General features: G+C 67.7%; 26 protein-coding genes. 12 read left to right on the top strand and 14 right to left on the bottom strand.

The window, feature by feature from the left end; translation table 11 throughout:
* The first annotated feature begins 46 nt into the window (after positions 1-46).
* From H0264_RS00525 to H0264_RS00510, 4 genes are all read left to right on the top strand, one after another.
* Positions 47-841 carry an LLM class F420-dependent oxidoreductase gene (locus tag H0264_RS00525; RefSeq protein WP_181582129.1) on the top strand — a complete coding sequence of 265 codons (795 nt, stop codon included), beginning with the start codon at positions 47-49 and terminating at the stop codon, positions 839-841.
* Between the two features lie 154 nt (positions 842-995).
* On the top strand, positions 996-2,741 hold the full coding sequence (locus H0264_RS00520) for an ABC transporter substrate-binding protein/permease (RefSeq protein ID WP_181585187.1): 1,746 nt from the start codon (positions 996-998) through the stop codon (positions 2,739-2,741).
* Positions 2,738-3,463 carry an amino acid ABC transporter ATP-binding protein gene (locus H0264_RS00515; RefSeq protein ID WP_181582128.1) on the top strand — a complete coding sequence of 242 codons (726 nt, stop codon included), beginning with the start codon at positions 2,738-2,740 and terminating at the stop codon, positions 3,461-3,463. Before H0264_RS00520 ends, H0264_RS00515 begins: the two co-directional genes overlap by 4 nt.
* A 132-nt stretch (positions 3,464-3,595) precedes the next feature.
* A complete protein-coding gene (locus tag H0264_RS00510; protein ID WP_181582127.1) occupies positions 3,596-5,662 on the top strand; it encodes a PhoX family protein in 2,067 nt (688 codons plus the stop codon).
* 152 nt (positions 5,663-5,814) lie between these two features.
* Here H0264_RS00510 and H0264_RS00505 read toward each other — a convergent pair whose 3' ends face one another.
* Positions 5,815-6,570: a glycoside hydrolase family 25 protein gene (locus H0264_RS00505; RefSeq protein WP_181582126.1), complete on the bottom strand. Its 756-nt coding sequence runs from the start codon at positions 6,568-6,570 to the stop codon at positions 5,815-5,817.
* 82 nt (positions 6,571-6,652) lie between these two features.
* On the bottom strand, positions 6,653-7,993 hold the full coding sequence (gene ggh / locus H0264_RS00500; protein ID WP_181585186.1) for a glucosylglycerate hydrolase: 1,341 nt from the start codon (positions 7,991-7,993) through the stop codon (positions 6,653-6,655).
* Positions 7,994-8,464: 471 nt separating this feature from the next.
* On the opposite strand from ggh, the gene H0264_RS00495 reads away from it, so the two are divergent.
* The 3 genes from H0264_RS00495 to H0264_RS00485 all read left to right on the top strand — a co-directional run bounded on the left by H0264_RS00495 (position 8,465) and on the right by H0264_RS00485 (position 10,742).
* Positions 8,465-9,169 (top strand): SDR family oxidoreductase, encoded by a 705-nt coding sequence (locus tag H0264_RS00495; protein WP_181582125.1) that lies wholly within the window; start codon positions 8,465-8,467, stop codon positions 9,167-9,169.
* 148 nt (positions 9,170-9,317) lie between these two features.
* On the top strand, positions 9,318-10,139 hold the full coding sequence (locus tag H0264_RS00490) for a polysaccharide deacetylase family protein (protein ID WP_420832023.1): 822 nt from the start codon (positions 9,318-9,320) through the stop codon (positions 10,137-10,139).
* Positions 10,140-10,238: 99 nt separating this feature from the next.
* A complete protein-coding gene (locus tag H0264_RS00485) occupies positions 10,239-10,742 on the top strand; it encodes a COG4315 family predicted lipoprotein (protein ID WP_220139930.1) in 504 nt (167 codons plus the stop codon).
* A 137-nt stretch (positions 10,743-10,879) separates the two neighbouring features.
* Here the strand turns inward: H0264_RS00485 and H0264_RS00480 are convergent, their stop codons facing one another.
* Entirely contained in the window at positions 10,880-11,224 is a 345-nt protein-coding gene (locus H0264_RS00480; RefSeq protein ID WP_244976075.1) for a GIY-YIG nuclease family protein, read from the bottom strand.
* A gap of 132 nt (positions 11,225-11,356) precedes the next feature.
* Positions 11,357-14,224: a leucine--tRNA ligase gene (gene leuS / locus H0264_RS00475; RefSeq protein WP_181582124.1), complete on the bottom strand. Its 2,868-nt coding sequence runs from the start codon at positions 14,222-14,224 to the stop codon at positions 11,357-11,359.
* A 175-nt stretch (positions 14,225-14,399) separates the two neighbouring features.
* Between leuS and H0264_RS00470 the strand changes: the two genes are divergently transcribed.
* On the top strand, positions 14,400-14,801 hold the full coding sequence (locus H0264_RS00470; protein ID WP_244976074.1) for an SdpI family protein: 402 nt from the start codon (positions 14,400-14,402) through the stop codon (positions 14,799-14,801).
* 19 nt (positions 14,802-14,820) lie between these two features.
* Here the strand turns inward: H0264_RS00470 and H0264_RS00465 are convergent, their stop codons facing one another.
* From H0264_RS00465 to H0264_RS00440, 6 genes are all read right to left on the bottom strand, one after another.
* A complete protein-coding gene (locus H0264_RS00465) occupies positions 14,821-15,255 on the bottom strand; it encodes a GNAT family N-acetyltransferase (RefSeq protein ID WP_181582122.1) in 435 nt (144 codons plus the stop codon).
* Between the two features lie 14 nt (positions 15,256-15,269).
* A complete protein-coding gene (locus H0264_RS00460) occupies positions 15,270-15,692 on the bottom strand; it encodes a cupin domain-containing protein (RefSeq protein ID WP_181582121.1) in 423 nt (140 codons plus the stop codon).
* Positions 15,693-15,778: 86 nt separating this feature from the next.
* Positions 15,779-16,078, bottom strand: coding sequence for a hypothetical protein (locus H0264_RS00455; protein ID WP_181582120.1), 300 nt, complete (start codon positions 16,076-16,078; stop codon positions 15,779-15,781).
* A 105-nt stretch (positions 16,079-16,183) separates the two neighbouring features.
* Positions 16,184-16,564, bottom strand: a complete 381-nt coding sequence (locus H0264_RS00450; RefSeq protein ID WP_231083719.1) for an SCO6045 C-terminal-like domain-containing protein — start codon at positions 16,562-16,564, stop codon at positions 16,184-16,186.
* On the bottom strand, positions 16,561-17,526 hold the full coding sequence (locus H0264_RS00445; protein ID WP_181582119.1) for an MbnB/TglH/ChrH family RiPP precursor modification enzyme: 966 nt from the start codon (positions 17,524-17,526) through the stop codon (positions 16,561-16,563). Before H0264_RS00445 ends, H0264_RS00450 begins: the two co-directional genes overlap by 4 nt.
* Positions 17,523-18,494, bottom strand: coding sequence for a TIGR04222 domain-containing membrane protein (locus H0264_RS00440; protein ID WP_181582118.1), 972 nt, complete (start codon positions 18,492-18,494; stop codon positions 17,523-17,525). Before H0264_RS00440 ends, H0264_RS00445 begins: the two co-directional genes overlap by 4 nt.
* Positions 18,495-18,597: 103 nt before the next feature.
* Here H0264_RS00440 and H0264_RS00435 point away from each other — a divergent pair, with 103 nt between their 5' ends.
* The gene (locus H0264_RS00435) at positions 18,598-19,566 is read left to right on the top strand and encodes a bile acid:sodium symporter family protein (protein WP_181582117.1); all 969 of its coding nucleotides are present in this window, start codon (positions 18,598-18,600) and stop codon (positions 19,564-19,566) included.
* Here H0264_RS00435 and H0264_RS00430 read toward each other — a convergent pair.
* The 4 genes from H0264_RS00430 to H0264_RS00415 are packed head-to-tail and all read right to left on the bottom strand — an operon-like array spanning position 19,520 to position 24,041.
* Positions 19,520-20,668 carry an aminotransferase class I/II-fold pyridoxal phosphate-dependent enzyme gene (locus H0264_RS00430; protein WP_181582116.1) on the bottom strand — a complete coding sequence of 383 codons (1,149 nt, stop codon included), beginning with the start codon at positions 20,666-20,668 and terminating at the stop codon, positions 19,520-19,522. The two genes, H0264_RS00435 and H0264_RS00430, sit on opposite strands and share 47 nt — an antisense overlap.
* Positions 20,665-21,705: a 3-oxoacyl-ACP synthase III family protein gene (locus H0264_RS00425; protein ID WP_181582115.1), complete on the bottom strand. Its 1,041-nt coding sequence runs from the start codon at positions 21,703-21,705 to the stop codon at positions 20,665-20,667. The genes H0264_RS00430 and H0264_RS00425 overlap by 4 nt, the downstream gene beginning before the upstream one ends.
* A 9-nt stretch (positions 21,706-21,714) precedes the next feature.
* Entirely contained in the window at positions 21,715-22,374 is a 660-nt protein-coding gene (locus H0264_RS00420; RefSeq protein WP_181582114.1) for an SRPBCC family protein, read from the bottom strand.
* Positions 22,375-22,376: 2 nt separating this feature from the next.
* On the bottom strand, positions 22,377-24,041 hold the full coding sequence (locus H0264_RS00415) for a thiamine pyrophosphate-binding protein (RefSeq protein ID WP_181582113.1): 1,665 nt from the start codon (positions 24,039-24,041) through the stop codon (positions 22,377-22,379).
* A 192-nt stretch (positions 24,042-24,233) separates the two neighbouring features.
* Between H0264_RS00415 and H0264_RS00410 the strand changes: the two genes are divergently transcribed.
* The 3 genes from H0264_RS00410 to H0264_RS00400 all read left to right on the top strand — a co-directional run bounded on the left by H0264_RS00410 (position 24,234) and on the right by H0264_RS00400 (position 26,652).
* Positions 24,234-24,758, top strand: a complete 525-nt coding sequence (locus H0264_RS00410) for an EXLDI protein (protein ID WP_181582112.1) — start codon at positions 24,234-24,236, stop codon at positions 24,756-24,758.
* Positions 24,759-24,880: 122 nt separating this feature from the next.
* On the top strand, positions 24,881-25,855 hold the full coding sequence (locus H0264_RS00405) for an ATP-binding cassette domain-containing protein (protein WP_231083714.1): 975 nt from the start codon (positions 24,881-24,883) through the stop codon (positions 25,853-25,855).
* On the top strand, positions 25,852-26,652 hold the full coding sequence (locus tag H0264_RS00400; protein WP_181582110.1) for an ABC transporter permease: 801 nt from the start codon (positions 25,852-25,854) through the stop codon (positions 26,650-26,652). The genes H0264_RS00405 and H0264_RS00400 overlap by 4 nt, the downstream gene beginning before the upstream one ends.
* Positions 26,653-26,678: the final 26 nt, after the last annotated feature.

The raw sequence follows: 26,678 nt of genomic DNA, 5'->3' as shown, positions 1-26,678 counted from the left end.
CCTCGGTGATCGAGCCGGAAGTCCCGTCGCGACGAGGAGAGCCACCATGAGCCGCCCTGTTCGAATCGGAGTCCAGTTGCAGCCGCAGCACGCGCCCGAGTACGGATTGATTCGTGACGCGGTAAGGCGCGCAGAGGATTTGGGCGTCGACATCGTCTTCAACTGGGATCACTTCTACCCGCTCTACGGTGATCCGGAGGGCGCGCATTTCGAGTGCTGGACCATGCTCGGCGCCATCGCCGAACAGACCGAGCGGGTGGAGCTGGGCGCGCTGGTGACCGGCGGCGGCTACCGCAACCCGGACCTGCTGGCCGATATGGCCCGCACCGTCGATCACATCTCCGGCGGCCGGCTGATCCTGGGCATCGGCGCGGGCTGGTTCCAGAAGGACTACGACCAGTACGGCTACGAATTCGGTACGCCCGGAACACGTCTCGCGCTGTTGAAGGACTACATGGCGCGCATCACCGATCGGCTGGCCAAGCTGAATCCGCAACCGGTGCGCGATATTCCGATCCTCATCGGCGGTGGCGGCGAGCGCAAGACGCTGCGACTGGTCGCCCAGTACGCCGACATCTGGCACAGCTTCGCCGATCTCGAGGTGCTGCGGCGCAAGTCGGGCATCCTGGCCGAGCACTGCGCGGAGGTGGGCACCGACCCGGCGGGCATCGAGAAGTCGGTGAGCTGGCCCGGATCGGATGAAGCCGCGGCCTTCGTGGCGGCGGGTGCGACCCTGTTCACCGTCGGCGTAGGCGGTCCCGAATACGACCTGAGCCGCGTGGCCGAGGCCATCGCCTGGCGCGACTCCTTCAACCCGGAGTCGGTCACCGGCATCGCCTGAACTGCGCTCACGCCGACCGCAAGTCTGGTTTCGCGCATTCGTCCTACTAGGCTCATTCGCCATGGTTTGCTTGCGCACGGCCACCGCCCGCCAATCCGGTCGGCGACCACGCATATCGGCTCTCGCGGGAGTGTTGCTGGTCACCCTGGCAGGAATGCTGACCCTCGGCGCGGGCCCGGCCGTCGCCGCACCCGACAGCGGTGACCTGTGTTCCCCGCCGGGCCTGTCCGCCGCGACCGCGCTCCCGCCGAACCTGGCGACCGGCACCGCGACCGCCGCGTCGGACAAGTTCACGACGGCCACCACCGAACCGCTCGACCGCATCGACAAGAGCAAGCTGGGCCTGCTCACCGCGGGCAAGCTCAGCGTCGGCACGCTCTCGGACGCGCCGCCGAGCATCTGCGTCAACTCCAAGGGCGCGTTCACCGGTTTCGACAACGAACTGCTGCGCGCCATGGCCGACAAGCTCGGCCTGCAGATCGAGTTCGTGGGCACCGAGTTCTCCGGCCTGCTGGCGCAGGTGGCCAATGGCCGCTTCGACGTCGGCTCCTCCAACATCACCACCACCGACGCGCGCCGGCAGCTGGTGGGGTTCACCAACGGCTACGACTTCGGCTACTTCTCGCTGGTGGTGCCGAACGGCAGTGGCATCAAAGGCTTTTCGGATCTGAACCGGGGCACCCGCATCGGCGTGGTGCAGGGCACGGTGCAGGACGACTATGTGGTCAACGAGCTGCACCTGGATCCGGTGAAGTTCCCGGACTACAACACCGCGTACGCGAACCTGAAGACCGGTCAGATCGACGCCTGGGTGGCGCCGTCGGCGCAGGCGCAGGGCGCGATCAAGCCCGGTGACGCGACCTCGATCGTGCAGAACACCTTCAGCCTCAACAACTTCGTGGGCTACGCGGTGCGCAAGGACAATCAGCCGCTGACCAATGCGCTGAATTCGGCCCTGGACGCGGTGATCGCGGACGGCACCTACGCCAAGCTGTACGAACAGTGGGTGCCGCGCGAGATTCCGCCGGGCTGGAAGCCGGGATCCAAGGCCGCGCCGGTGCCGCAGCTGCCGGACTTCGCGCGCATCGCCGCCGAGAATGCCGCCAACGCCCCGGCGGATGTGGCTGTGGCGCAGCCGAAGTCGACGCTGCAGCAGTTGAAGGACACGTTCTTCGACTGGTCGCTGTACAAGAAGGCGTTCCCGGATCTGATCAAGACCGGTTTGCCGAACACCCTCATCCTGGCACTGGTGTCGGGCGTGCTCGGCACCGTGCTCGGCATGCTGCTGGCCGTCGCGGGCATCTCCCGCACGCGCTGGTTGCGTTGGCCCGCACGGGTTTACACCGACATCTTCCGCGGCCTGCCCGCTGTGGTGATCATCCTGTTGATCGGCCTGGGCGTGGGCCCGGTGGTCAAGAACATCACCGGCAACAACCCGTACTGGCTGGGCGCGGTCGCGCTGGCGCTGCTGGCCGCCGCCTATATCGGTGAGATCTTCCGCTCCGGCATCCAGTCCGTGGAGCCCGGCCAGCTGGAAGCGGCTCGCGCCATCGGTTTCGGGTACCGCCAGGCCATGACGCTGGTGGTGATCCCGCAGGGCGTGCGCCGCGTGCTGCCCGCGCTCATGAACCAGTTCATCGCGCTCATCAAGGACTCGTCGCTCATCTACTTCCTGGGACTGCTCGCCACGCAACGGGAATTGTTCGCCGTCGGCCGTGACCTCAACGCGCAGACCGGGAATCTGTCGCCGCTGGTGGCGGCGGGCCTGATGTACCTGCTGCTGACGGTGCCGCTGACGCACCTGGTGAACTACATCGACAAGCGGCTGCGCACCGGCCGCGAGGAACAGCCGATCGACCCGGTCGAGCAGGCCGTGATCACGGAAGGTCGTGGGGCATGAGCGCATCCTTGACGGGTAAGGGCCTGCATCTGACGCTGGGGCGCAATCATGTGCTGCGCGGGGTGGACATTCATGTGGACGCGGGCAAGACGACGACGGTGATCGGGCCGTCGGGTTCCGGCAAGTCCACACTGCTGCGGGTGCTGAACCGGCTGCACGAACCCGAGCAGGGCGACATTCTGCTGGACGGCACATCGGTGCTCGCCGAGAACCCGGATGCCCTGCGCCAGCGCATCGGCATGGTGTTCCAGCATTTCAATCTGTTCCCGCACATGACCGTCGCCGACAATGTGGCGCTCGGTCCGGTGAAGCTGCACAAGCTCTCCAAGGAGCAGGGCCGCACGCTGGCGCTGGAACAGCTGGAGGCGGTGGGACTTTCGGGCAAGGCCGATGCCCGGCCCGCGAATCTGTCCGGCGGGCAACAGCAGCGCGTGGCGATTGCCCGCGCCCTGGCCATGAAGCCGCAGATCATGTTCTTCGACGAGGCCACCTCGGCGCTGGACCCGGAACTGGTGAAGGGCGTCCTGTCGCTGATGGCCGAGCTGGCCCGGGGCGGCATGTCGATGATCGTGGTCACCCACGAAATGGGGTTCGCCCGTTCGGTTTCGGACCGCGTGGTGTTCATGGATCATGGTCAGGTGGTGGAGACGGGCACGCCGGAGGCCCTGTTCGACAGTGCCGAGACACCGCGCCTGCGGCAGTTCCTTTCGCAGGTCCTGTAGCACTCCGAGGTGACGGGGAGTTTGCCCGGCTAACTAAGGGCAACCTAATTGGTCGGATGTTCACTTTTGGGTCTCCTTTCGCTTTCCTCGCCCGTTTACGGTGCGGCGCGACAGAAGAATCAGGAGCCTGCTGTGAGCATCAAACCCCTTGCCCTCTTCGTGAAGCACGATGGAGCGTCCGCACGCTCCTCCGTGACCTGCCAGTACAAGTGCGGCAACGCCTGCTTCCACGAGGTTCCCAACACCTCGAAGAACGAGTACTTCGGTGACATCGTCGCCGGCATCTCGCGCCGCCGCCTGTTCCAGGGCAGTGCCGCCGTCGTGCTCGCCGCCGGTGCGGGCAGCGCGCTGGCCGCCTGCGGCAGCGACGACACCGAGAAGGCCGCCGCGGTGCAGAACCCGGGCACCGGCGTCGGCACCGGCTTCGACCCGGTCGCGCCGAACAAGGAAGACGCCGTCGTCATCCCCAAGGGCTACGAGCAGAGCGTCGTCATCCGCTGGGGCGACCCGGTGCTGCCCGACGCGCCGAAGTTCGACTTCGCCAACCAGACCGCCGCCGCGCAGGCCAAGCAGTTCGGTTTCAACAACGACTACTCGGCGCTGCTGCCGATCGCGGGCAAGGACAACTCCTTCCTGCTGATCGCGAACCACGAGTACACCACCGAGCCGGCCATGTTCGCGGGGTACAAGGCCGACGCCCCCACCCGGGAACAGTTCGAGATCGCCCTTGCCGCACACGGGCTTTCGGTGGTCGAGGTCAAGGGCGAGCAGGGCAGCGGCAAGCTCACCCCGGTGCTGGGCCAGTACAACCGCCGCATCACCGGCACCACCGAGTTCACGGTGACCGGCCCGGCCGCGGGCAGCGACTTCCTGAAAACCTCCGCGGATCCGACGGGCGCCAAGGTGCTGGGCACCTTCAACAACTGCTCCGGCGGCGTAACCCCCTGGGGCACCGTCCTTTCCGGCGAGGAGAACTTCAACCAGTACTTCGCCGGCGTGATCGCCGACGAGACCGGGCAGGCGCGCGGCAAGCGCTACGGCCTCGGCCATCCGGGTGCGGGCCAGGGCGAAATGCCGCGCAAATGGGAGACTTTCGACAAGCGCTTCGACACCGCGCAGGAGCCGAACGAGGCCAACCGCTTCGGCTACATCATCGAGGTCGACCCGTGGGATCCCGCCGGCACGCCCGTGAAGCATTCGGCCATGGGCCGTTTCAAGCACGAGGCCGCCAATATCTTCGTCACCGCGGACGGCACCGTCGTCGCCTACTCCGGTGACGACGAACGCTTCGAGTACATGTACAAGTTCGTCTCCAGCAAGAAGATCCAGCCCGGTGACACCGCCGCGGCGCGCAAGGCGAACATGACCATCCTCGACGAGGGCACCCTCTATGTCGCCAAGCTGACCGGTGACCACCCGGACCAGATCGACGGCACCGGCAAAGTCCCGTCCGCGCAGGGCTTCACCGGTAAGGGCCAGTGGATTCCGATCCTGGAGACCGGCGCCGACGGCAAGGGCCGCTCGCTGGTCGACGGCATGACCGCCGCCGAGGTCGCGGTGTTCACCCGCCTCGCCGGTGACAAGGCCGGGGCCACCAAGATGGACCGCCCGGAGGACTTCGAGGCGAGCCCGTTCACCGGCAAGGTGTACGTGGCGCTGACCAACAACAAGAACCGCGGCGACGAGGGCAAGGCCGTCGTCGACGAGGCGAACCCGCGCAAGCAGAACAAGAACGGCCAGGTCCTCGAACTGGTCGACGACCACAAGGGCACCTCGTTCACCTGGTCCCTGCTGCTGGTGTGCGGCGACCCGAAGGAAGCCGACACCTACTTCGCCGGCTTCGACAAGACCAAGGTCAGCCCGATCTCCTGCCCGGACAACCTGGCCTTCGACCCGCACGGCAACCTGTGGATCTCTACCGACGGCAATGCGCTCAAGTCCAATGACGGCCTGTTCTCGGTGGTGCTCGAGGGCGCGAACCGCGGCGAGACCAAGCAGTTCCTCACCGTGCCGATCGGCGCGGAGACCTGCGGCCCGATCGTGACCAAGGACCGCGTCCTGGTCTCCGTCCAGCACCCGGGCGAGCTCGACGGCGCCAGCGCCGACAAGCCGGGCTCGCACTGGCCCGACGGTGGTACCTCCCAGCCGCGCCCGTCCGTGGTCGTGGTCTGGAAAACCAACGGCGAAATCGGCGTCTAGACAACGCCTCTCGTTACTCCGGGAGTGGCAACATCTCTCGTCATCCCGGCATGCTTTTGGCCGGGATCCACACCCTCAGGTGCGGCACTGCACCCTGTGGATCCCGGCCAAGAAGCGCGCCGGGATGACGACGGGATGCGGCCGGGCCGAGGTCAGCTGCTGCCCGCGCTGCCCGACGACGGCATATTGGCGAAGCGGGCGAGATCGCCCTGGGCTCCGCTGTATACGTTGATGTCGGTCGCGCCCGGAATGCCGGGGATGCTGCCGGAGTCGGTGTACTGCCAGAAGGTCCAGGCGGGCCAGCCGCCGGGGACCTCCGGGTCGTCGTTTCCGCGGTAGTCGGCTATCCACAGGGGGTAGCGGGTGAACTCGTTCGAGTTGGCCATGGCGGTCTTCCAGAAGTTGACGCCCGTGTAGATGATCGGGACGCGACCGGTCAACGCCTGCACCGTGTTCAGGTAGCGGTGGGTCCAGTCGATGAGCGCCGGAGCCGGTAGGCCGCCGGAGTCCTCGAGGTCCAGGACCGGGGGCAGGTCCAGGGGTCCGTTCTGCCCCAGCACGATTGCGGAGTAGAAGGCGGCCTGCGCTTCGGGGAGCAGGGCGGGGCGAGCGAAATGGTATGTGCCCCTGGCTACTCCGGCCGCTCGCATGAGCAGGCTGTCGGGGACGAAGTGCGGGTTGATGTAGTTCAGGCCCTCGGTGGCCTTCACCATGGCGAAGCGGTGGCCTGCGCCGCGCACCGCGAACCAGTTGATGCCGCTGCCGCCGGGATGCTGCCAGGAGGAGACGTCGGGGCCCTCCTCGGCCGCGGCGACTCCGGTAGCCAGGAGAGTGCCCGCCACTGCGAGGGCAGGGGCGATCAGGTACCTGCGACGAGCCTTCGGGGACCGATTCCGGCTTAGGTACATGTCATTGGACAGTAAGCCCAGCGGAGTCATGCGCGTGGCACACCCGGTGTGGTGTTTGCTACATGGTGACCGACTGGCTGATTCAGCCCAGCCAATCCAAGACCGAAGCGGCCGTCCAGGACTGCTGCATACTGCCCAGCGGCTCACCGGTGAACGGCTCGTAGTACTCGGCGAAGGTGCCGTCGCTGGCCTGCCGCAGCCCCTCCGCGCGCAGCATGAACGAGCGCTCGGCCCAGCCGCGCCGGGCGAACAGCCAGGAGAACAGCCAGCTCATGACCGGCCACACCGGTCCGCGCCAGTATTCGCGCGGCCGGAAGTCCTTGGACACCGGCGAGGTCGACGGCGGCAGCGCGTAGCGCAGATCCGGGTGCCCGCACCAGCGCGGCCCCTCGAACAGGCGCAGCAGTCGTCGCTCCGAGTCACGGCTGAGCCCGCCGCACAGCAGGGGCGCGAAGCAGGCCAGGGTCTCGGTGTCGATCCACTTGTCCTCGCGCACATCGAAATCGCGGGCCGCGCCGGTGCGCGCGTCAGTGGTGGCGATGACGCCCGCGCGGAAGTAGTCGGCCCACTGGTACAGCTCGCGCACATCGGCGAGCGGCTGCTTGTAGTCCTCGCCGATATTGGCGAGCACATCGCAGGCCAGCGCGAAGATGGCGGTGACGAAGACGTCCTCGACGGCGAAGCTCATGGTGGAGGCGAGCTGGTAGTCGTCGTAGCCGGCGCGGCGCATCTGCTCGACCAGCCACATGTAGCGGTCGTATTCGCGGTCGCTGGGCCGCTGTGTCGGGTCGCCCACCACGTGCAGGTCCTCGCGCTGATACGGCGGCAGGTCCGGGCCGGGAATCACATTGGCGTAGGCGCGATCCCAGCGCGGCGAATTGTCCATGCCGGATTCCCACCCGTGGTACAGCGTGATGCGGCCGTTCTGCTTCGGGTCGCGGGCGTAGGCGAGCCAGCGATGCCAGCGCATGAGATCGGGCCAGCGCCGGTTCAGGAAATCCTCGGCCACGGCCCGGGTGGAACGGCCATGGCGGCGGGAGTGATCCAGAATCCGTTGCACCGCAATGGCATGCACGGGCGGCTGGGTGATGCCGGAGGTGTCCGGCCCGTCCGGCGCGTCGGCGGCAAGTCGCCGACACTCCCAGCGCGACGGGCCCGGGAAGTACCCGTCCACCCCGTTGGCGAACACGATGTGCGGAATCATGCCGTTGCGCCACTGCGCCGAGAACAGCGTGTCGAGTTCCAGCGCCGCACGCTCCACACTCAACGGCGCGAGACCGACCGCCACGAAGGCCGCGTCCCAGCTCCACATGTGCGGATACAGCTTGGGCGCGGCACTGGTCATGGTGCCCAGGTCATTGCCGCGCAGCAGGTAGGCGGCACGCGCCGCGAGCTGGGTGGGCGTGAATCCCGGCTGAGTCATCGCCTTATTCTGCGCCGGGACCGCGAGGTACGCGCGCTGGGTACGGTGGGCGCGGCCTGTGATGATCGGCTCGGGCGCGGCGAAATCGAGGTCGTCCCCGGCGGACGTGAGCTCGGTCTCGGTCGTGGAGGGCTCACCACAGGCAGCACTGAATTCGTCGTCGGCGGTCGGTGGGTCGCCGTACGCGGAGCGGAACTCGCTCTCCGCACAGAGCGGGTCGCGGTAGGCGGCATAGAACTCGGCGTCGAGGGGGAGCGGGTCGGTGTAGCTGTCGTAGGGCTCTATGCGGTTGGGGGACGGCGCCTGGTCGCCAGATTGCACTGTGTTCGCCTTCTTCGTGAATCCGCTTCGACAATCACGTGTGGCGCACCGTCGCCGGTGCGTGTGAGCGCTGCGCTCGCTTCCCCGTGCGAGCGCCGGCTGCCTCGCCCGGAGCATCGCCGCGATCGGCCGCCCGGTTACGGTGATCGCATGCCGAATTCCGCGGAGTCCAGCAGCGTCCAGCCGACCGCGCTCGTGACCGGCGCGAGTCGCGGTCTCGGGGCGGCCATCGCCCGTGAGCTCGCCCCGGCCCATCGCCTGCTGCTGGGGGCGCGCACGCCCGAGGCGCTCGAACCGATTCTGGGCGAATTGCCCGGTGCCACAGGGTGGCCGGTGGAGTTGACCGACTACGCGGCGGTGGCCCGCGCGGTCGAACCGATCGACCGATTGGACGTGTTGGTACACAATGCCGGGATCGCCGACCTGGGCACCATAGCCGATTCCTCGGTCGCGCAGTGGCGGAATACCTTGGAAGCCAACCTGATAGCCGTGGTCGAACTGACCCGCCTGCTGCTGCCCGCCCTGCGCGCCGCCAACGGCCATGTGGTGCTGATCAATTCGGGCGCCGGACTGCGCGCCAATGCCGGCTGGAGCGCCTACGCCGCCAGCAAATTCGGCCTGCGTGCCTTCGCCGACGCGCTGCGGCTGGAGGAACCGGATCTGCGCGTCACCTCCGTGCACCCGGGCCGCATCGACACCGACATGCAGCGCGCCATCATCGCCGGGGAGCAGCGCGACTACCAGCCGCGGGAATTCCTCACCCCCGAGACCGTGGCGCGGGCGGTCCGCAATGCCGTGGAGACGCCGCGCGACGCGCATCCCACCGAGGTTGTGCTGCGTCCCATCCCACGCTGACCGGCCATCCGCGATTACGATCGTTTCGCACGGCTGTCGTGCCGGGTTCACCATTTGCCGCTATAACGGTGAGGCCGTGCGAGGGAGGCACGGAAGACGAGGCGTGACCCAGTGCGCGGGTCCGGACATTCGGAGTGAACGAACACCCATGATGGATAGAAGAGGTCTGCTCACCCTGCTGGCCGCAGGTACTGCGGTGGCCCTGACCGGCTGCAATCAAGCGCACAGCGACCCGATCGGCTCGGGCTCCTCCGGCGGTCAGCCGTTCGAACTGCCGGACAACTTCCCGTCCGGTTCGGGTGGCGGCGGCAAGACCCTGCCCGCACCGCCGAGCGGACCCAAGACCCGCATTCCGGCCGGCACCATCACCGCGCTGCCCGGGGCCGGCACCAGCATGGCCCTCACCGTCGACGACGGCGCGAGCCCCGAGGTGGTCGGCGCGTACATCAAGTTCGCCCGCGACACGGGCGCGCGCTTCACCTTCTTCGTGACCGCCTACTACGACTCCTGGACCACGCACCGCGACGCGCTGCGCCCGCTGGTGGAGTCCGGGCAGATCCAGCTGGCCAACCACACCTGGGATCACGCCGACCTCACCGCCCTCTCCGGCACCGGCGTGGCCGATCAGCTGAACCGCGCGAAAACCTTTCTGCGCAACAACTTCGGCGTGGACGGCACCCCGTACTTCCGCCCACCCTTCGGCCGCCACAATGCCGCCGTCGACGCCATCGCCGCCGACCAGGGCTACACCGTCCCCACCATGTGGTACGGCTCGCTGTCCGACTCCGGCGTCATCACCGAGGAATACCTCCTGCAGTGCGCCCGAGAGTATTTCAACGCCCAAACCATCGTCATCGGCCACGCCAACGCCCCCGCCGTCACGCACTGCTACGACCAGCTGGCCGACATCATCCGCGAACGCAACCTCTCCATGGTCACGCTGAACGACGTATTGCTCCCACCCACATAGTGACTCAGGTCATATTCGGGTGGTTGATCTGAACCGCGCACCCACCCGGAAACGTCCCATCTTCGGAATTGTCCACAAGACACCGATGGGATTTCACCAATGATGTTGCGACGCTTGCTGACCAGCACCATGGCGCTGACCGCCGCGATCACCCTCGCGGCCTGCGGTTCCGACACCAAGGACGAGGCCGGCCCGGTCTCGTCCACCGCGCCGGTCTCCGCCGCGCCGACCGGTGGGGCCACCACCTCGAAGGCGGCCACGGCCGGTGCCATCTCCGTGCGTTCGCTGGGTGGTCGCGACGCCCTGGCCGACGCGTCGGGCCGTGCCCTCTACCTCTTCACCAAGGACACCCCGAACACCTCCACCTGTGCCGGGGACTGCCTCGCCAAGTGGCCCGCGGTGCCTGCCACCGCCACCGCCGGCGCGGGTCTGGATGCCGCCAAGTTCGGCGCCATCACCCGCCCCGACGGCGCCATGCAGGCCGCGTACGCGGGCAAGCCGCTGTATTACTTTGCGGGAGACAAGAACCCGGGTGATACGGCCGGTCAGGGCGTCAATGGCGTCTGGTATCTGATCGACGCCACGGGCGCGGCGATTCGCTGACCGGCCCCGCGGATTCGATTGCGGCTCAGTAGAAGCGCGTGCCGCCGAGGCTGTAGGAGAATCCGATGCTCTTGGAGTTCTCCCGTGGATGCGTGCACCTTCGTCATCCCGGCGTGCTTCTGGCCGGGATCCACCTGTCAGAGCAGCGCCGGATAAAGGCCGTTCCACTCCGGGTTCACGGACTCGATCAACCGGATCTTCCATGCCCGTCGCCACCGCTTGATCCGCTTCTCACGGATGATGGCTGACTGCATCATTTCGTGTGTTTCGTACCAGACGAGACTGTGCACGCCGTACCGTTCGGTGAACCCGGCCACGACGTCGTTTCGGTGCTGCCAAACACGCGCGGCGAGATTGCTTGTAGTGCCTACGTACAGAGTCCCGTTCGGCTCGCTGGCCAGGATGTAGACGCAGGGTTGCCGACAATCCATCGCATCAGGATGACGTGGGGCACCGACAGTGTGGATCCCGGCCAAAAGCATGCCGGGATGACGGGGGCGTGGTCATTCCTTGGGCGATGCTCCTGGACTGGTGCCGCTGAGGACTGTTGCGGCTGAACGAAAGCGGGCCGGGCGCACCGCTGTGCACCCGGCCCGGGGTTCGTTGTCCGGCTGTCAGGCGACGATGTTCACCAGGCGGCCCGGGACGACGATGATCTTGCGGGGGTCCTTGCCGCCCAGCAGTTCCGCGATCTTCTCGTCGGCCAGGGCGGCGGCCTGTACCGCTGCCTGGTCGGCGTCGGCGGGGACGCTGACGCGGCTGCGGACCTTACCGTTGACCTGGATCGGGTACTCGACCGAATCCGCCACCAGCAGAGCCGGATCCGCGACCGGGAAGGGGCCGTGGGCCAGGGCCGTGGTGTGGCCCAGGCGCTCCCACAGTTCCTCCGCGATGTGCGGGGACATGGGGGCCAGCATCAGGACCACGGGCTCCACCACCGAGCGCGGGGCGCCGGCGGGGTAGACCTTGGTCAGGTGGTTGGTCAGCTCGATCAGCTTCGCGCCCGCGGTGTTGTCGCGCAGGTTGGCGTAGTCGTCGTCGACGCCGGCGATGGTCTTGTGCAGCAGGCGCAGGGTTTCCGGGGTCGGCTCGGCGTCGGTGACCTTGACCGCGCCGGATTCCTCATCCACCACCAGCCGCCAGACGCGCTGCAGGAAGCGGTGCGCGCCCACGACATCCTTCGTCGACCACGGACGCGAGGTGTCCAGCGGACCCATCGACATCTCGTAGAAACGGAAGGTGTCCGCGCCGTACAGATCGCACATCTCATCCGGGGAGATGGCGTTCTTCAGCGACTTGCCGATCTTGCCGTACTCCTGGAACACCTCGATCTCGGTGCCGGACTGGTTGGTCCAGAAGAACTTTCCGTCGCGCTCGACAACCTCGGCGGCCGGAATGTACGCGCCGCGCTCGTCGGTGTAGGCGTACGCCTGGATGTAACCCTGGTTGAACAGGCGGCGGTACGGCTCGTAGCCGGACACGTCACCCAGGTCGAACAGGACCTTCTGCCAGAAGCGCGCGTACAGCAGGTGCAGCACGGCGTGTTCCACGCCGCCGACGTACAGGTCGACGCCGCCCGGATCCTTCGGGCCGTGCTCGGCGGTACGCGGGCCCAGCCAGTACTTCTCGTTCTCCGGGGCGCAGAAGGCTTCGGTGTTGGTGGGATCGGCGTAGCGCAGCTGATACCAGGAGCTGCCCGCCCAGTTGGGCATGACATTGGTGTCGCGGCGGTACTTCTTCGGGCCGTCGCCCAGATCCAGTTCGACGTGCACCCAGTCGGTGGCCTTGGCCAGCGGCGGGGACGGCTCGGAGTTCGCGTCGTCGGCGTCGAAGGTGACGGGGGCGAAGTCCTCCATCTCCGGCAGCAGCACCGGCAGCATGGATTCCGGCAGCGCGTGCGGGGCGCCGTCCTCGTCGTAGACGATCGGGAAGGGCTCACCCCAGTAGCGCTGGCGGGCGAACAGCCAGTCGCGCAGCTTGTACTGGATCTTGCCGGTGCCGTGGCCGTCGGCCTCCAGCTTGGCGATGATCTCGGCCTTGGCGGTCTCGACATCCATGCCGTCCAGGAAGCCGGAGTTCACCAGCGCGCCGTCACCGGAGTACGCGGACTCCGAGACATCCCCGCCCGCAATGACTTCCAGGATGGGCAGACCGAAGGCGGTGGCGAATTCCCAGTCGCGCTGATCGTGACCGGGGACGGCCATGATGGCGCCGGTGCCGTAGCCGCTCAGCACGTAGTCGGCGATGAAGATGGGCAGGCGCGCGCCGTTCACCGGGTTGATGGCGTAGGAGCCCAGGAAGACGCCGGTCTTCTCCTTGCTCTCCTGACGCTCCAGATCCGACTTGGCGGCAATCGACTTGCGGTACGCCGCAACGGCCTCCACCGGGTTCGCGCCCTCGCCCGTCCAGCGCGCGTCGGTGCCCGCCGGGTACGCGGCGGCGACCAGGCGGTCCACCAGTTCGTGCTCGGGGGCCAGCACCACGTACGTCGCGCCGAACAGGGTGTCGGGGCGGGTGGTGAACACCTCGACCACATCGCTGCCGGCCTCGAACTTCACCTGCGCGCCCCGGGATCGGCCGATCCAGTTGCGCTGCATGGACTTCACGTTCTCCGGCCAGTCCAGCTCGTCCAGATCGTCGACCAGGCGATCGGCGTAGGCGGTGATGCGCATCATCCACTGCCACAGGCGCTTGCGGAACACCGGGAAGTTGCCGCGCTCGGAGCGGCCGTCGGCGGTGACCTCCTCGTTGGACAGCACCGTGCCCAGACCCGGGCACCAGTTGACCATCGAATCCGTCTGGTAGACCAGGCGATACGAGTCGATGACGGCATTGCGCTCGGAGGTCGACATCTGCGACCACTCGTGGCCGTTGGCGGCGCGCTTACCGGACTCGAACTCGCTGATCAGCTCGGAGATCGGGCGGGCCTTGCCCTGCCCCTCGTCGAACCAGGCGTTGTAGATGCGCAGGAAGATCCACTGCGTCCACTTGTAGTACTCGGGATCGGTGGTGGCGAAGGAGCGACGGCGATCGTGGCCCAGGCCCAGCCGGTCCAGCTGCCGCTGCATGGTGGCGATATTGGACTCGGTGGTCACCCGCGGATGCTGGTTGGTCTGCACCGCGTACTGCTCGGCGGGCAGGCCGAAGGCGTCATAACCCAGGGCGTGCAGCACATTTCGGCCGTGCATGCGGTGGTAGCGGGCGAACACGTCGGTGGCGATGTAGCCCAGCGGATGGCCGACGTGCAGGCCCGCGCCGGACGGGTACGGGAACATGTCCTGGATGAACAGCTTGTCCGCGGGGATCTCACCACCCAGCGGCCCCACCGGATTCGGCGCGAAGAACGTGCCGCGCTCCTGCCAGTTCTGCTGCCACTTCTTCTCGACACGACCGGCCAGGTCGGCGTTGTAACGGTGTGCAGGCACGTCGCCGCCCGCCGCCGCGCTCGCTGCGGATGTGTCGGTTGCACGAGTGTCCTGCACGGTCCTGCCTTCTGCTGGTGCGATCCCCGATAAGGTCGCTCACCAGGGTAAAGCGTGCCCACCCCACGGCCCAAAAAGGGTCGAGTCCCGCACCCCCGCCCGCTTCGGCGGGTTGCGGAACCGAGTGTGACGCAGGACCCCTGGCGTGGTGCAGTAGCCTGCAATGGTGCTTGTGGTGGCCTTGATTCTCTTCGCTCTGTCGGCGGTGGCCGTGGTCACCGGGGTGCTCGGACTCACCGGGACCCTGCCGCCCAATCGTTTCGTCGGCGTGCACACCGAGGAGGCCATGCGCTCCGAGGACGCCTACAAACTGGCCAACAAGGTCGCCGCGCCCACCTCGCTCGTCGCGGGCGTGCTGCTGGCCGCCAGCGCCGGTGTCGCCCTGATGTCGGGCGGCGTCGTCTCCTGGATCGTGCCGCTGCTGGCCGTGGTGGTCGCCGTGTTCACCCTCGGTGCGGGCGCCGCCGCCGCGGGTTCCGCCATCGACAAGGCGTTCCCGGCCAAGGCTCAGGTCGGCGGTTGCGGCAGTGCCTGCGGTTCCTGCTCGCTGCGCAGCACCTGCGAAACCGCGCACTGACCTCGAATTCCCGGACGGCTCAGCGGCCGTCGAGCACCTTGCGCATCCAGATGTGCGGGATGCCCGCGTCCATGCCGATCTCCCCGTACGCCTGGTATCCGAGCCGCTCGTAGAAGCCCTGCGCGTGGGTCTGCGAATGCAGTTCGACCGCATCGAGCCCACGCTCGCGCACCTTGTCCTCGATCGCGCGCACCAGCGCGACACCGAGTCCGGTGCCGCGGGCCTCCTTCAGGACGGCCAGGCGGCCGAGCACGCCGACACCATCGCGGACGACCATGCGTCCGGCGCCGGCGGGCAGCCCGTCGACGCGGGCCAGGAAGTGGTCGGCGGTCGCGTCCAGGGCGTCGAGTTCCTCTTCCTCCGGCACGCCCTGCTCTTCGACGAACACCTGCAGGCGAACGGCGTAGGCGTCGGATAGTTCCTGTTCGGTGGCTACGGTGACGACCTCGATCATCAGGCCAGCATGCCTCAGTGCGCGGCGTCACCCGAGTCCGGCACGGTCGCGCAGGGTGGCGGCGGCACCGAACGCGACAGCGGACTGCCGGGCGGATCGATATAGAGGACGGTCAGTTTCACCGGTTTCGTGCCGCCGTTGCGGGCCAGGTGGGCGTGCTCGCGGCCGCTCGGCTCGCGGAAGACGCGGCCGCGACGCTTGGTGACGGGCAGGCAATCCAGGCCCGGATGGTCGAGATCGCCGCCGGTGACGAGCACGAACAGGGTGCCGTCATGGAAATGCCAGCCACTGTCGCCGCCCGGTTCGATGACGGTCTGGCGCAGGACGAATTCGCGGCCCGCGAGGGTGCGGCGGAACAGCACCCGGCTGGCGGTGCCGACGGCGGGTGCGGCGTTCGGGCGGAAGCCGCGCGACGGGTCAGCTCGGAAGAACGGCACTTTCGTATTCTTGCGCGGCGTTCGGTACGCGGCATCGTGCGACCGCGCCGATGCTCGTGGCCTCGGCGACGGTCCTGCGCGGTGGATCAGTGGTCGTCGTAGTGACCGTTGTGGGAGGCGTGCCGGTGCCCGTCGTGGATGTAGTCGACGTGGTCCCCGTGCGGGACGGCGACATGCCCGCAACCCTCGCCGTGAGTGTGGTCGGCGTGTTCGCAGGAGACGTGGCCGGTGGGTTCGCACTCGTCGAAATGGCCGTCGTGCGAGCGGTGGAGATGCCCGTCGTGGACGTAGTCGACGTGGTCGCCGTGCGGCACGGCGACATGCCCGCAGGAGGGGCCGTGAACATGATCGTGATCGGTGTGTACTGCGTGCTCGAGCGTGGTCATACGGTTCCTCTCGAGGATTCGGTGACTTCTCGGCTAACTATTTCGGACATTAGCACTCGTGCATGAATTGGCCCGAGTGGCAATCCCGGGGTTACCCGTCACGGATCAGCGAAACAGGTCACGCAGGCGGCGGCGCGGCGGTCGCGGCGGCAGGTCGTGATCGGCCGCGAACGCCTCGGCATCGGCGGCCGTGCTCACCTTCGGCCGGGTGCGCGCCCAGGCGATGTACTTCGCCGTGTACTCCGGTCCCGCATCATGGGCGAGCCGCGGGAACCGGTGCGCGACCTCCTCGGCTCGCTTGTGCAGCAGCGCGTGCGCGGTCGCGCCGAGAGCGGCCGGATCGAAACCCGCAGGCACCTCACCCCCGGCGACCAGGGCGCGCACCAGCTCCTCCTGCCGTTGAGCCAGCGACCCGCGCCCACCGTCCGGTGCGGGCGGCGGTGGCTCCTGCGGCCCGGCGGGGACCGCGCTGTCGAATTCGCTCATGCCACGGGCGCTTCCGGCCGCAGCGTGATCGCCGGGCGACCCGCCGCCCGCGCGATGGCGGACAGTTCGGCGACGAGTTCGCTTGCGGGCGGATAGTTTCCGTCCCGCTCCAGCATGAGGGGCACCGGATTGTGGGCGGTGAATTCGGCGACCAGCCCCAGCACCTCGTCCGGCACGGGATGCACATGCGTGTCGTGATACCGCCCGCCTGCTTCACGTCCACCGGCCACATGGCAGTACGCGATCCGCTCGGCCGGCAGGCTGAGCAGTTCCGTCAGCGGATCCTGAGACCTGTTGCGCGCGTTCGCGTACACGTTGGCGATATCCAGCAGCAGGTAAACGCCGGTGCGCTCCACCAGCTCCCGCAGGAACTCCGCCTCACTGAATTCCGCGTCCGGCCACTCGAACAGTGCCGCGATGTTCTCCACCGCCAGCGGCACCTCCAGTTCACGCTGTGTCCGAGAGATATTGCGCGCCAGCGCATCCAGCGCTTCCCGGGTCCGCGGCACCGGAAGCAGATGCCCGGCCTCCATGCCGCCCGCGCGCACGAACGCGATGTGCTCGCTCACCAGCGGCGACCCGAGCGCCCGCGCACACGCCGCCATATGCGCGACCCGCGCCGCGTCCACCTCTTCCGCGCTCCCCAGCGACAGCGAAATCCCGTGCGGCACAACGGCAACGCCCGTCGACCGCAGGGCCTCCAGCTCGTCCGGAACCGTCACCTCGAATCGAGGATCGCTCCGGCGGCGGCCGAGTACTGCGCGCTGTCCACGCGGGGTGGTTCGAGGCAGTGACTCGGCGATCACCTCGCAGAACGAGATTCCGTCCAAACCGGCGATGATGCCGCAGATTTCGCGCCGCCAGCCGATGCCCAGCGCACCGGCGGGTAGTGGGCCGCCGGTGCCGTGGGATGGGGTGTTGCTGTCCGGGATGCCGTCGGACAGCGGGTTCGGGGTGCTCATCCGCCGCACCCGCCTCCGCCGCCACAACCGCCGCCTCCGCCTCCGCCCCCGCTGCAACTGCTGCCCCCGCTGCCGCCCGAGCAGCTGCTGCCGGAGCTGCCGCTGCTGCCGCCGCCGGTGGTCATGCCGGTGGTGCCGGCCAGTTCGGGGTCGAGCTGCCAGAGGACGAGGGCGCCGAAGAGGGCCGTGGCCATGGCGGCGCTGTCCATGCCGTAGGAGGTGTAGGCGGGCGAATTGCCCGGGCGCAGATGGCTGTTGCGCCGCACGGTTTCCTGACGGGCCTGGCGGCCCTGGTGGGTGAGGCGCACGGGGCGCAGGACCAGGACGGCGAGAATGAAGACGCCGATCATGGCGAGGATCAGCAAGCCGATCGGCTGGTCGTTGGACGAGCCCGCGACGGCGCGCACCAGGCCGAGCACGAAGACGGCGTCGAGCGGAAGTGCCGCCAGCAGCAGTGCCCTGCGCTGTTCCCGGCTGAGCAGGTAGCCGCGGTCCTCCAACGACTTGCGCAACGTCTTCAGCGGCCCGCGCGAGGCGCCTGACATGGCCAGCACATGCTTCTTGTGCGAGGTGCGCAGGTAGCCGAGCAGCGCCTGGGAGAACCGGTCCAGCGATTGCTCGGCACCCCGGTGCGGACTGCCGGTCGGGGTGCCGCTGGAGGTGATCAGCCCGTGCCCCCGCAACTGTGCGAGCCCGGTAAGCACCGGTCGGCGGTCGTCGAACAGCATGGCGGTTTCGGTGACGGTGAGCGGATGCGCGTGCGGCCGGGTGTGCGCGGTGTCGCGAATGATCCTGGCGCGCTGGGTGAATCCGTACCCGGCGGCGAGCAGCGCGACGATCAGGTACAGCCCCAGGAAGGTGCGGCCGGGAATGCCCCAGGTGGCCGCCGCGACGGCCGGGTTGTCCGCGGCGGCCCATACGGTGGCGGCCGGGGCGTCGGCTCCGGCCGCGAGGATCCAGGTGACCATGGCGATTCCCCCTCGGAGTCGTCTGGACGGTCGATCACCACCAGTATCGCCGTCGCACGGGTCCGGTGTTAATCCAAATAAATTGGGGTGTTTAGGGTGAATCGTGCGATTTCTCAGCAAGTTCTATATCGACGGTTTCATCCTGTCGATTCTCGGCGCTGTGGTCGTGGCCAGTATCTTCCCGGCACGCGGCGAGGCGGCGACGGCGGTGGACTGGCTGACGAAAATCGCCATCGCATTGCTGTTCCTGCTGTACGGCACGCGTTTGTCCCCGCAGGAGGCGCTGGCGGGGTTGAAGCACTGGCGGCTGCACGTCACCGTGCTGGCCTGCACATTCGTGCTCTTTCCGCTGATCGGCCTGGCGGCGCACGTCCTGGTGCCGGGGATCCTCACCGACGACCTGTACACGGGTGTGCTGTTCCTGTGCCTGATTCCATCGACCGTGCAGTCGTCGATCGCGTTCACCTCCATCGCCAAGGGCAATGTGGCGGGCGCGATCGTGAGCGCGACGGTGTCGAATCTGCTGGGCGTCTTCCTGACTCCCGCGCTGGTGATCCTGTTGATGAACACCACCGGGCAGGCGCAGGTGGATCCGTCCGCGATCCTCGACATCGTGCTGCAGCTGCTGGTGCCGTTCTTCGTCGGGCAGTTGCTGCGGCCCAGGGTGATCGGCTGGCTGCGGCGCTACGCGGAGCCCACCAAGCTGGTGGATCGCGGATCCATCGTGCTGGTGGTGTACGCGGCGTTCAGCGCGGGCATGGTGGAGGGCATCTGGCATTCGCTGTCGCCGTGGCGGATTCTGGCGGTGGCCGGGGTGTGCGCGGTGATGCTGGCCATCGTGCTGGGTGCGACGGTGTTCATCGGCAGGGCGGCGGGGTTCGATCGGGCCGACCGGATCGTGGTGGTGTTCTGCGGCTCCAAGAAGAGCCTGGCCACCGGTCTGCCGATGGCCACCGTGCTGTTCGCCGGTTCACCGGTCGGCCTGATCGTGCTGCCGCTCATGATCTTCCATCAGATCCAGCTGATCACCTGTGCCGCGATCGCACAGCGCTGGGCCCGGACCGCAGCGTGAGCGACAGGATGTGGCTGTCCTCCCCGGAGATCGGATCGACCGGCGCCGCGAGCGCGTTCAGCACCGCGCGATCGGCCTCGGGGTCCCCGACCGCGATGCGGGCGCTGCCGTCGGCGTAGCGCTTCACCGCGATGCCGGCGTGCGTCAGCGTCGCCGCGATATCGCGGCCGGGCAGGTACAGGAAGTTGCCGCTGCTGCGCGGCACCCGTATGCCGGTGCGGCGCAGGGCCGTGCGCAGCACCTCCCGCTGCGTGGTGATGCGCAGGATGCGTTCGCCCAGTTCGGCTTCGGCCGCATAGGAGGCGCGCACCGCCGCGATGGCCGCCTCGGGCATGCCGAACGGCAGCTGTAACCGCCGCACCCGGGCCAGCAGTTCCGGCGAGCCGAAGCCGTAGCCGATGTGCAGTCCGGCCAGGCCGTACGCCTTGGAGAAGGTGCGCAGCACGATCACATTGGGATGTCGCCGCACCAGCTCGACCGGATCCAGAGTATCTGCCGCGCCGAGGAATTCGACATACGCCTCGTCGAGAATGATCGGGATGTGCGATGGCGCCGAGTACAGGAATCCCTTCAGTTCACTGGCCGGGACCACGGTGCCGGTGGGATTGTGCGGGCGGCAGACGGCGATCAGCCCGGTGCGCTCGTCCACCGCCCGCAGTATCGACCAGAGGTTCTGCCGCCCCGACCCGTCCAGGGGCACCTGCACGGTGTGCAGGCCCACCTGGTTGGCCAGGATCGGATAACCGTCGAAAGTCGGTGTGGCGAAAATGAATCGGCTGCCGCGCGCGGGCAGCGTCTGCATGATCTGCATGGCCACCCCGGTCGCGCCCGCGCCCACCACGATGTGGTCGGCTTCCACCCCGAGGTGTTCGGCGATGACCTGCGGCAGCAGGCGCGGCAGGAATTCCGGGTAGCGGTTCGCCCGTGCCAGGCACCCCTCGATCGCGGCCCGCACGGAAGGCAAAGGCGGAAAAGGGTTCTCGCTCAGTGTGAGGTCGTAGCGCACCGCGTCGAAGCGCGGCGAGCCGGATACCGAGGCGTCCCGCTGTGCCGCCACGTGCGCCTCCGCCGCCGCCACATCCGCCCCCGGCTGCGGCGTCATCGAGCCGCGCCCCACCGCACGGCCGCCGCGCCCGCGAAGTCTCCGGCGTGCGCGAAGGCCGACATGAGCACGATGGATCCATTGCGCAGCCGGCCCGCCCGGTTCTCGGTGTCGAGGGTGACGGGAATGCCTGCGGCGAACAGGTTTCCGCAGTCGTCGAAGGTGTCGGGATGGCGTTCGGCGGGCAGTTCCAGTGCGTCGTGCCAGTTGCGCAGGAACAGCCGGTTGGGCTGATTGGTGACGAAGGTGTCGATATCGCGGCTCTTCACCCCGATGCGCTCGCACACGGTCAGCGCCACCTCCGGGACGAGGCGGTTGCCGCGCGAGAACACCTTGGCCACTTTGGATTCACTGAAGGTGACGCAGCCCTGGCCCTCTCCGGGCTCCCAGTACTTGCGGTCGGATCCGGTGCTGAAATCCATGTCGCCCGCGAATTCGGGATAGGTGCGGCATTCGATGTCGAGGATCGGCGCGTCGTTGTTCTTCACGAGAAGTCCTGCGCCGCAACCGTCTCCGGGCACCGGTGCTTGAGCGAGCCCGCGGATCTCGGTCTGGGTGAACACCGGCCCCGCGCAGTTCTGCGCGGTCACGATGAGCGCGGTGCGGGCATCGGTGGTGCGCAGGATCATCCGGGCCAGCGACATCATGTGCACGAAGGCCGCGCAGCCGCCGTTGTGCACGTCGAAGACCCAGCCGGGTCGCATGTTCAGCCGCCGCGCCACCTCCGGGCCGCAGCCGAGCACCGGATTGTCCGGCAGCTGGGTGTGGGTGAGCAGCACGTCGATATTCGAGATCTCCTGCGCCCCATGGCGTTCGATCAGGCCGGCGACTGCGCGCTCGGCCATGTCCACCGCCGTCTCGTCACGCTGCACGTGGTGGCGAGCCTTGGGCGCCCGGAACATGACATTCTTGGCCATGCGTTCGGAGCGGGAGAACTGGGTGAAATACTCGGTGCCGACCGGCTTTCCGGGCAGGTAGCTGGAAACGTCCACCAGGCTGACGGGCACGGTCCGCAGGTTCGGGTCGGTGAAATCCATGATCGGCGCTCAATCCATCCAGGCCGGCTTGACCGGCAGTCCGTGCGAAACCCGGTATTCGGCAATGGCTTTGAGGTTGTCCAGTTCCAGTTGGTGGCCCGCGGAGAACATCTCCCAGAAGTCGCCCACCCACACCTTGCGGCCCTCGGGCGCGGTGTCCTGGTAGGGGTTCTTGTCGTAGAACGGGTGATGGCAGTTGTTCCACAGCACCACCGACCCGGGCTTGTCGAACACCACCTGTGCGTCGACCACCCGCATGAGGTAGATCATCCACAGGTGTTCGCCCTGATCCCAGGCGCAGTGGTAGTCGACCGTCATGGATTCCGGGTTGGCGACCGTGCGGGTGTAGATGCGGGTATTGGGGCCCAGCCGGTCGTAGGACACCCACAGCCCCGGTTCCTCGGTCTGTTCGAAGCCGCGCAGGCTGTATGTCCACTCCTCCAGAGACCGTGTGTCCGAAAGGTATTCGAACAGTTCCCGGGGCGGCGCGTCGATATACCCCTGTACGGGGCAGAATTCGCCGAAGACCTGGTCGTGTGGATACACCGACCGCAGCATGTCGAGGATGATCGGGGTGGTGGCCTCCCGGTCGGAGTTCTCGATGCGCAGCACGCCGGGCACCACCTCCTCGGGGATGTCGCTGAGTGCGGGCAGGGCGCTGGTTGTCACGATTACCTCCTGGGGGCCGTCAGAAACGGTGTGAAGGGCGGGATCTCGTCGGGATCGCAATCGACCGCGATGAACGACGGACCGGGACGGCCGACGCAATGCCGCAGCGACGCGGCGAGTTCGGCGACTGTGGTGGGTGCGTGGGCGCACATATCCGGGAACATGGCGGCGACGCCGGCGCCCGGATGCGCCGGTCGGAACCTGTTGAAGCTGTAGCGGTCTCCGTAGTAGACCTGCTCGCGAGTTATGCACATGGCGTGTGCGTTGTTGTTGAAGACGAGGAAGGTGATCGGCAGGTTGTGCTCGATCGCGGTGTGGATCTCCATGCCGTGCATGAAGAACGCGCCGTCCCCGGCGATGACGAAGGTGCGGCGCGGGCTGCCGTCGGGGCGTCGGCCGCGCGCGAACGCGGACCCGATGCCCGCCCCGAACGAATAGCCCATGCCACCCATCCCCAGGGCCACGGTGAACCTGCCGTCGCGCGGCAGCCGCAAATGGTGCACGACCGCCGCGCCGGTGTTCCCGGCATCGGCGAAAACGTCCGCGCCCTCCGGTAATTCGGCATTGATGGTCTCCACCACCTCGCGATACCGCAGCCCGGGGCCATCCGAGGGCGGCACGGCCAGCGGCGTGAGGGCGGCGGCCTGCTCGCCCTCCTCCTCGAACGCGGGCGTGATGAGCTCGCCGAGCGTGGTGGCCAGATTGTTGGTGTGCGCGTGGACGGCTGCCAGGTACGGCGGTTCCGCGCCCAGGCTGGCGATGCGCACCCCGGCCAGCGAATCCTCCAGCCCCGCGCGCGCCGTGACCGGCATGCGGGTGCCGACCAGCAGGCACAGCGCCGCATTGTGCAGCGCGTCGACGAGTTCCGGATGGCCCATGCTGCCCGCGACACCGCAGAATCCGGGATCGGCGTGGTGGTAGACGTCCTTGGCGTCGGGGGCGACGCCGACGGCGGCATCGAGTACCGCTGCCAGCCTTGCCAATTCGTCGCGCGCGTCGTCCCGGGCGATCTGATCACCCGCGATGATCACGATCTTGCCGGTGGCGCGGGCGCTGCGCACGGCATCGACCACCCGCCACAGGTTCTCGATATCGCGGCGGTAGCCGCGGACCGGCGGCTGGAACGGCGGCGCGCTCAGCTCGGCCTGCTGAACATCCTTGGGCAGCAACAGCACTGCCGGACCACCGCGCTGCGCCGCGGCCACCGCGCAGGCCAGGTGGGCGGGCAGGCGGGACGGATGCTCCACGCGGGCGCAGTACTGCGAGATCGGCGAGAACAGTCGCACCGCGTCGATGGCGCCCGCCCGCCCGCTCGAATCCTGGAAGGCGCCCCTGCCCTCCAGCGCGGTCGGCGGCTGCCCGATGAGGGCGAGGATCGGCACCCGGGAGGTATAGGACTCGGCCAGCCCGGCCACCAGGTTCATGGCCCCGCCCCCGGAGGTGGCGGCCACGACGCCGAGGCCGGCGGTGGATCGGGCGTATCCGTCGGCCATGGTGGCGGCCGAGAACTCGTGTTTGGCGACCACCGCCGTCAGGGCTTGGCGGTGATCGAAGGCGGCGTCGTAGAGATCTTCGATGTTCGCGCCGCCGACGCCGAAGATATGCCCCACGCCGAGCGTGGAAATGGCCTGGACCAGGTAGTCTGCTGCCCTACTACCACTGTGCATGGGCGCCCCTTTCGGTGCTTCACACAGGATTGCCCGAGTCTCGTTACCCGAAATACGAATGTGAGCGGTAGCCGGTTCAACCGCTGGCGCTCACGCTGCGCAACCCGGGAGTGTCGGGGCGTAGCCCCTGAGAGCTCCGAGAGTTGCGACACCCTCTTGCCATGTATGTATACGTCTACGTATAGTTGGCTCATGCCGAACAAGACGATTTACGTATCCGATGAAGACCTGAAGCTGTTTCAGCGCGCGCAGGAACTGGTGGGGGGAAATCTGTCGGGCGCGATCGTGACGGCGCTGCGGCGTTTCATCGAGCTCGAGGAAGGCCGCGTAGAGGGTTACGACGAGGTGATCCTCAAGGTCGGCCGGGACGGGGTGCGGCAGGTCCGCTTCTCCGGTCAGCTGCTGACCGAATGGCACCAGGTGACCAACGAGCGCATCGAGGACATCCGGGTGTACCGCACTCGCAAAGGCGCCTTTGCGGTGCACAGCCACTTCTCCAACTTCAGCGAGATGCCGACCGACGTCAACATCCTCAAGAACTGGAAGGACATGACCAGCTGGCGTCGCTTCCTCGGGCTCGGGGAGCAGGAGTGGGGCGACTTCAACCTCGACGTGGTCGACACCGTCGAGGAGGTCGAGGCCCTGGTTCCGCCACAGGTCTACGCCCGCGTCGTCGGCATGAGCGGCGGTCCGATCGTCGAAGACCTCGACATCTGATTCCAATAGCACTGCACCACAACTGAATACGCACAACCGGACGCTTTGACCGCGAGCCTCGGCGGTCACGGCCTGGATGACGCATGCATTCATGCATATTAATTTATCGAAAAGGGGACACCGTGTACAGCGAACTCCGTTCGTCGGCCATCTCGGTCACCGGCCTCAACAAATCCTATGGCGAGCACATCGTGCTCGACCGCATCGACTTCGAAGTGCCCGAGGGCAGCATCTTTTCGCTCCTCGGCCCGAATGGCGCGGGCAAAACCACCACCGTGCAAATCCTTTCGACCCTGCTGCGCCCGGACGGCGGCGAAATCACCGTCGGCGGTTACGATCTCGCCACCGCGCCGGACGGCATCCGCTCCACCATCGGCGTGACCGGACAGTTCTCCGCGGTGGACGAACTGCTCACCGGCCGCGAGAACCTCGTCCTCATGGGCGACCTGCACCACCTGCCGCGCCGCGAAAGCGTCCGGCTCGCAGCCGATCTGCTGGAACGCCTGGACCTCGTCGACGCCGCCGACAAGGTGGCGAGCAGCTACTCCGGCGGCATGACCCGCCGGCTCGACCTGGCCATGACCCTGGTCGGCGACCCGCGCATCATCTTCCTCGATGAGCCCACCGTCGGCCTCGACCCGCGCAGCCGCCGCGCGGTGTGGGACATCGTGCGGGGACTCGTGGGGGAGGGCGTCACCATCTTCCTCACCACGCAGTACCTGGAGGAGGCCGATCAGCTGGCCGACCGCATCGCCGTGCTGCACGGCGGGCGCATCGTCGCCGAGGGCACCGCGGATCAGCTCAAGCGGCTGGTGCCGGGCGGCTACATCAAGCTCGACTTCGCCGAACCGGGTGAATTCATCGCTGCCGCACGGGCTCTCGGCGATTGCGCGCAGTCCAGTGGAGAGCTCACCCTCGCGATCCCGAGCGACGGCGGGGTGCGCTCGGTCCGCGAGGTCATCGACCGGCTGGACACGGTCGGCATCGAACCGCAGGGCCTGTCCGTGCACACCCCCGACCTCGACGACGTCTTCCTCGCCCTCACCGGTTCCAACCCGGCCGCCACCGCCTCCACCGAGAAGGAGATCGCGCGATGACCACGATCACCGGCACCCCGCTCGCCGCGCCGCTGAAGTCCCACCCGCTCGCGGACGTGAAGACCATGCTCATGCGGAATCTCCTGCACGCCAAGCGCTATCCGTCGATGGTGTTCGCGCTCATCGTCATGCCGGTCATGTTGCTGCTGCTGTTCAACTACGTGTTCGGCGGCGCGCTCGGGGCGCCCACCGGCGAGAAGTACATCAACTATCTGACGCCCGGCATGATGCTCATGATTCCCGCGTACATGGTTGCGGGCGTAGCGGTTTCGATCTCCACCGATATGACCAAGGGCATCGTCAACCGGTTCCGCAGCATGCACATCTCGCAGTCGGCGCTGCTCACCGGCGAGGTGCTGGGCAGCTGGATCATGGGCATGCTCGGCGTGCTCGGCATGACGCTGGTGGCCCTGCTCATCGGATTCCGGCCGCACGCCAATCCGCTGGAGTGGCTGGCCGCCTTCGGCCTCATCGGCCTGGTCATCTTCGCGCTGAGCTGGCTCGGCGTCGCCTTCGGCCTCATCGCGCAGACGCCGGAGAGCGCCAGCAATATGCCCATGCCGATCCTGTTCCTGCCGTTCCTCGGCAGCGGCCTGGTGCCCACCGACACCATGTCGAACGGGGTCAAGCAGTTCGCCGAATACCAGCCGTTCACGCCCATCACCGAAACCCTGCGCGGACTGCTCATGGGAACCGAGATCGGGCACAACGGGATTCTCGCCCTGGCGTGGTGTCTGGCCATCGCGGTGGGCGGCTTCTTCTGGTCCACCTCCCTGTTCCGCCGCAAGACCCGGTAGGCACCGCCCTCGTCATCCCGGCGCGC

The organism is Nocardia huaxiensis (genome assembly GCF_013744875.1).
In the GTDB taxonomy this organism is placed as follows: Bacteria; Actinomycetota; Actinomycetes; order Mycobacteriales; family Mycobacteriaceae; genus Nocardia; species Nocardia huaxiensis.
The sequence above is the reverse complement of the archived record's forward strand: the minus strand, read 5'-3'. Positions and strand labels throughout refer to the sequence as shown.

Coding starts and splice junctions, on each gene's coding strand:
- H0264_RS00525 (WP_181582129.1), top strand. CDS start 47: ATGAGCCGCCCTGTTCGAATCGGAGTCCAGTTGCAGCCGCAGCACGCG.
- H0264_RS00520 (WP_181585187.1), top strand. CDS start 996: ATGCTGACCCTCGGCGCGGGCCCGGCCGTCGCCGCACCCGACAGCGGT.
- H0264_RS00515 (WP_181582128.1), top strand. CDS start 2,738: ATGAGCGCATCCTTGACGGGTAAGGGCCTGCATCTGACGCTGGGGCGC.
- H0264_RS00505 (WP_181582126.1), bottom strand. CDS start 6,570: ATGTACCTAAGCCGGAATCGGTCCCCGAAGGCTCGTCGCAGGTACCTG.
- ggh (WP_181585186.1), bottom strand. CDS start 7,993: ATGACTCAGCCGGGATTCACGCCCACCCAGCTCGCGGCGCGTGCCGCC.
- H0264_RS00495 (WP_181582125.1), top strand. CDS start 8,465: ATGCCGAATTCCGCGGAGTCCAGCAGCGTCCAGCCGACCGCGCTCGTG.
- H0264_RS00490 (WP_420832023.1), top strand. CDS start 9,318: ATGATGGATAGAAGAGGTCTGCTCACCCTGCTGGCCGCAGGTACTGCG.
- H0264_RS00485 (WP_220139930.1), top strand. CDS start 10,239: ATGATGTTGCGACGCTTGCTGACCAGCACCATGGCGCTGACCGCCGCG.
- H0264_RS00480 (WP_244976075.1), bottom strand. CDS start 11,224: ATGCTTTTGGCCGGGATCCACACTGTCGGTGCCCCACGTCATCCTGAT.
- H0264_RS00465 (WP_181582122.1), bottom strand. CDS start 15,255: ATGATCGAGGTCGTCACCGTAGCCACCGAACAGGAACTATCCGACGCC.
- H0264_RS00455 (WP_181582120.1), bottom strand. CDS start 16,078: ATGACCACGCTCGAGCACGCAGTACACACCGATCACGATCATGTTCAC.
- H0264_RS00450 (WP_231083719.1), bottom strand. CDS start 16,564: ATGAGCGAATTCGACAGCGCGGTCCCCGCCGGGCCGCAGGAGCCACCG.
- H0264_RS00445 (WP_181582119.1), bottom strand. CDS start 17,526: ATGAGCACCCCGAACCCGCTGTCCGACGGCATCCCGGACAGCAACACC.
- H0264_RS00440 (WP_181582118.1), bottom strand. CDS start 18,494: ATGGTCACCTGGATCCTCGCGGCCGGAGCCGACGCCCCGGCCGCCACC.
- H0264_RS00430 (WP_181582116.1), bottom strand. CDS start 20,668: ATGACGCCGCAGCCGGGGGCGGATGTGGCGGCGGCGGAGGCGCACGTG.
- H0264_RS00425 (WP_181582115.1), bottom strand. CDS start 21,705: ATGGATTTCACCGACCCGAACCTGCGGACCGTGCCCGTCAGCCTGGTG.
- H0264_RS00415 (WP_181582113.1), bottom strand. CDS start 24,041: ATGCACAGTGGTAGTAGGGCAGCAGACTACCTGGTCCAGGCCATTTCC.
- H0264_RS00410 (WP_181582112.1), top strand. CDS start 24,234: ATGCCGAACAAGACGATTTACGTATCCGATGAAGACCTGAAGCTGTTT.
- H0264_RS00400 (WP_181582110.1), top strand. CDS start 25,852: ATGACCACGATCACCGGCACCCCGCTCGCCGCGCCGCTGAAGTCCCAC.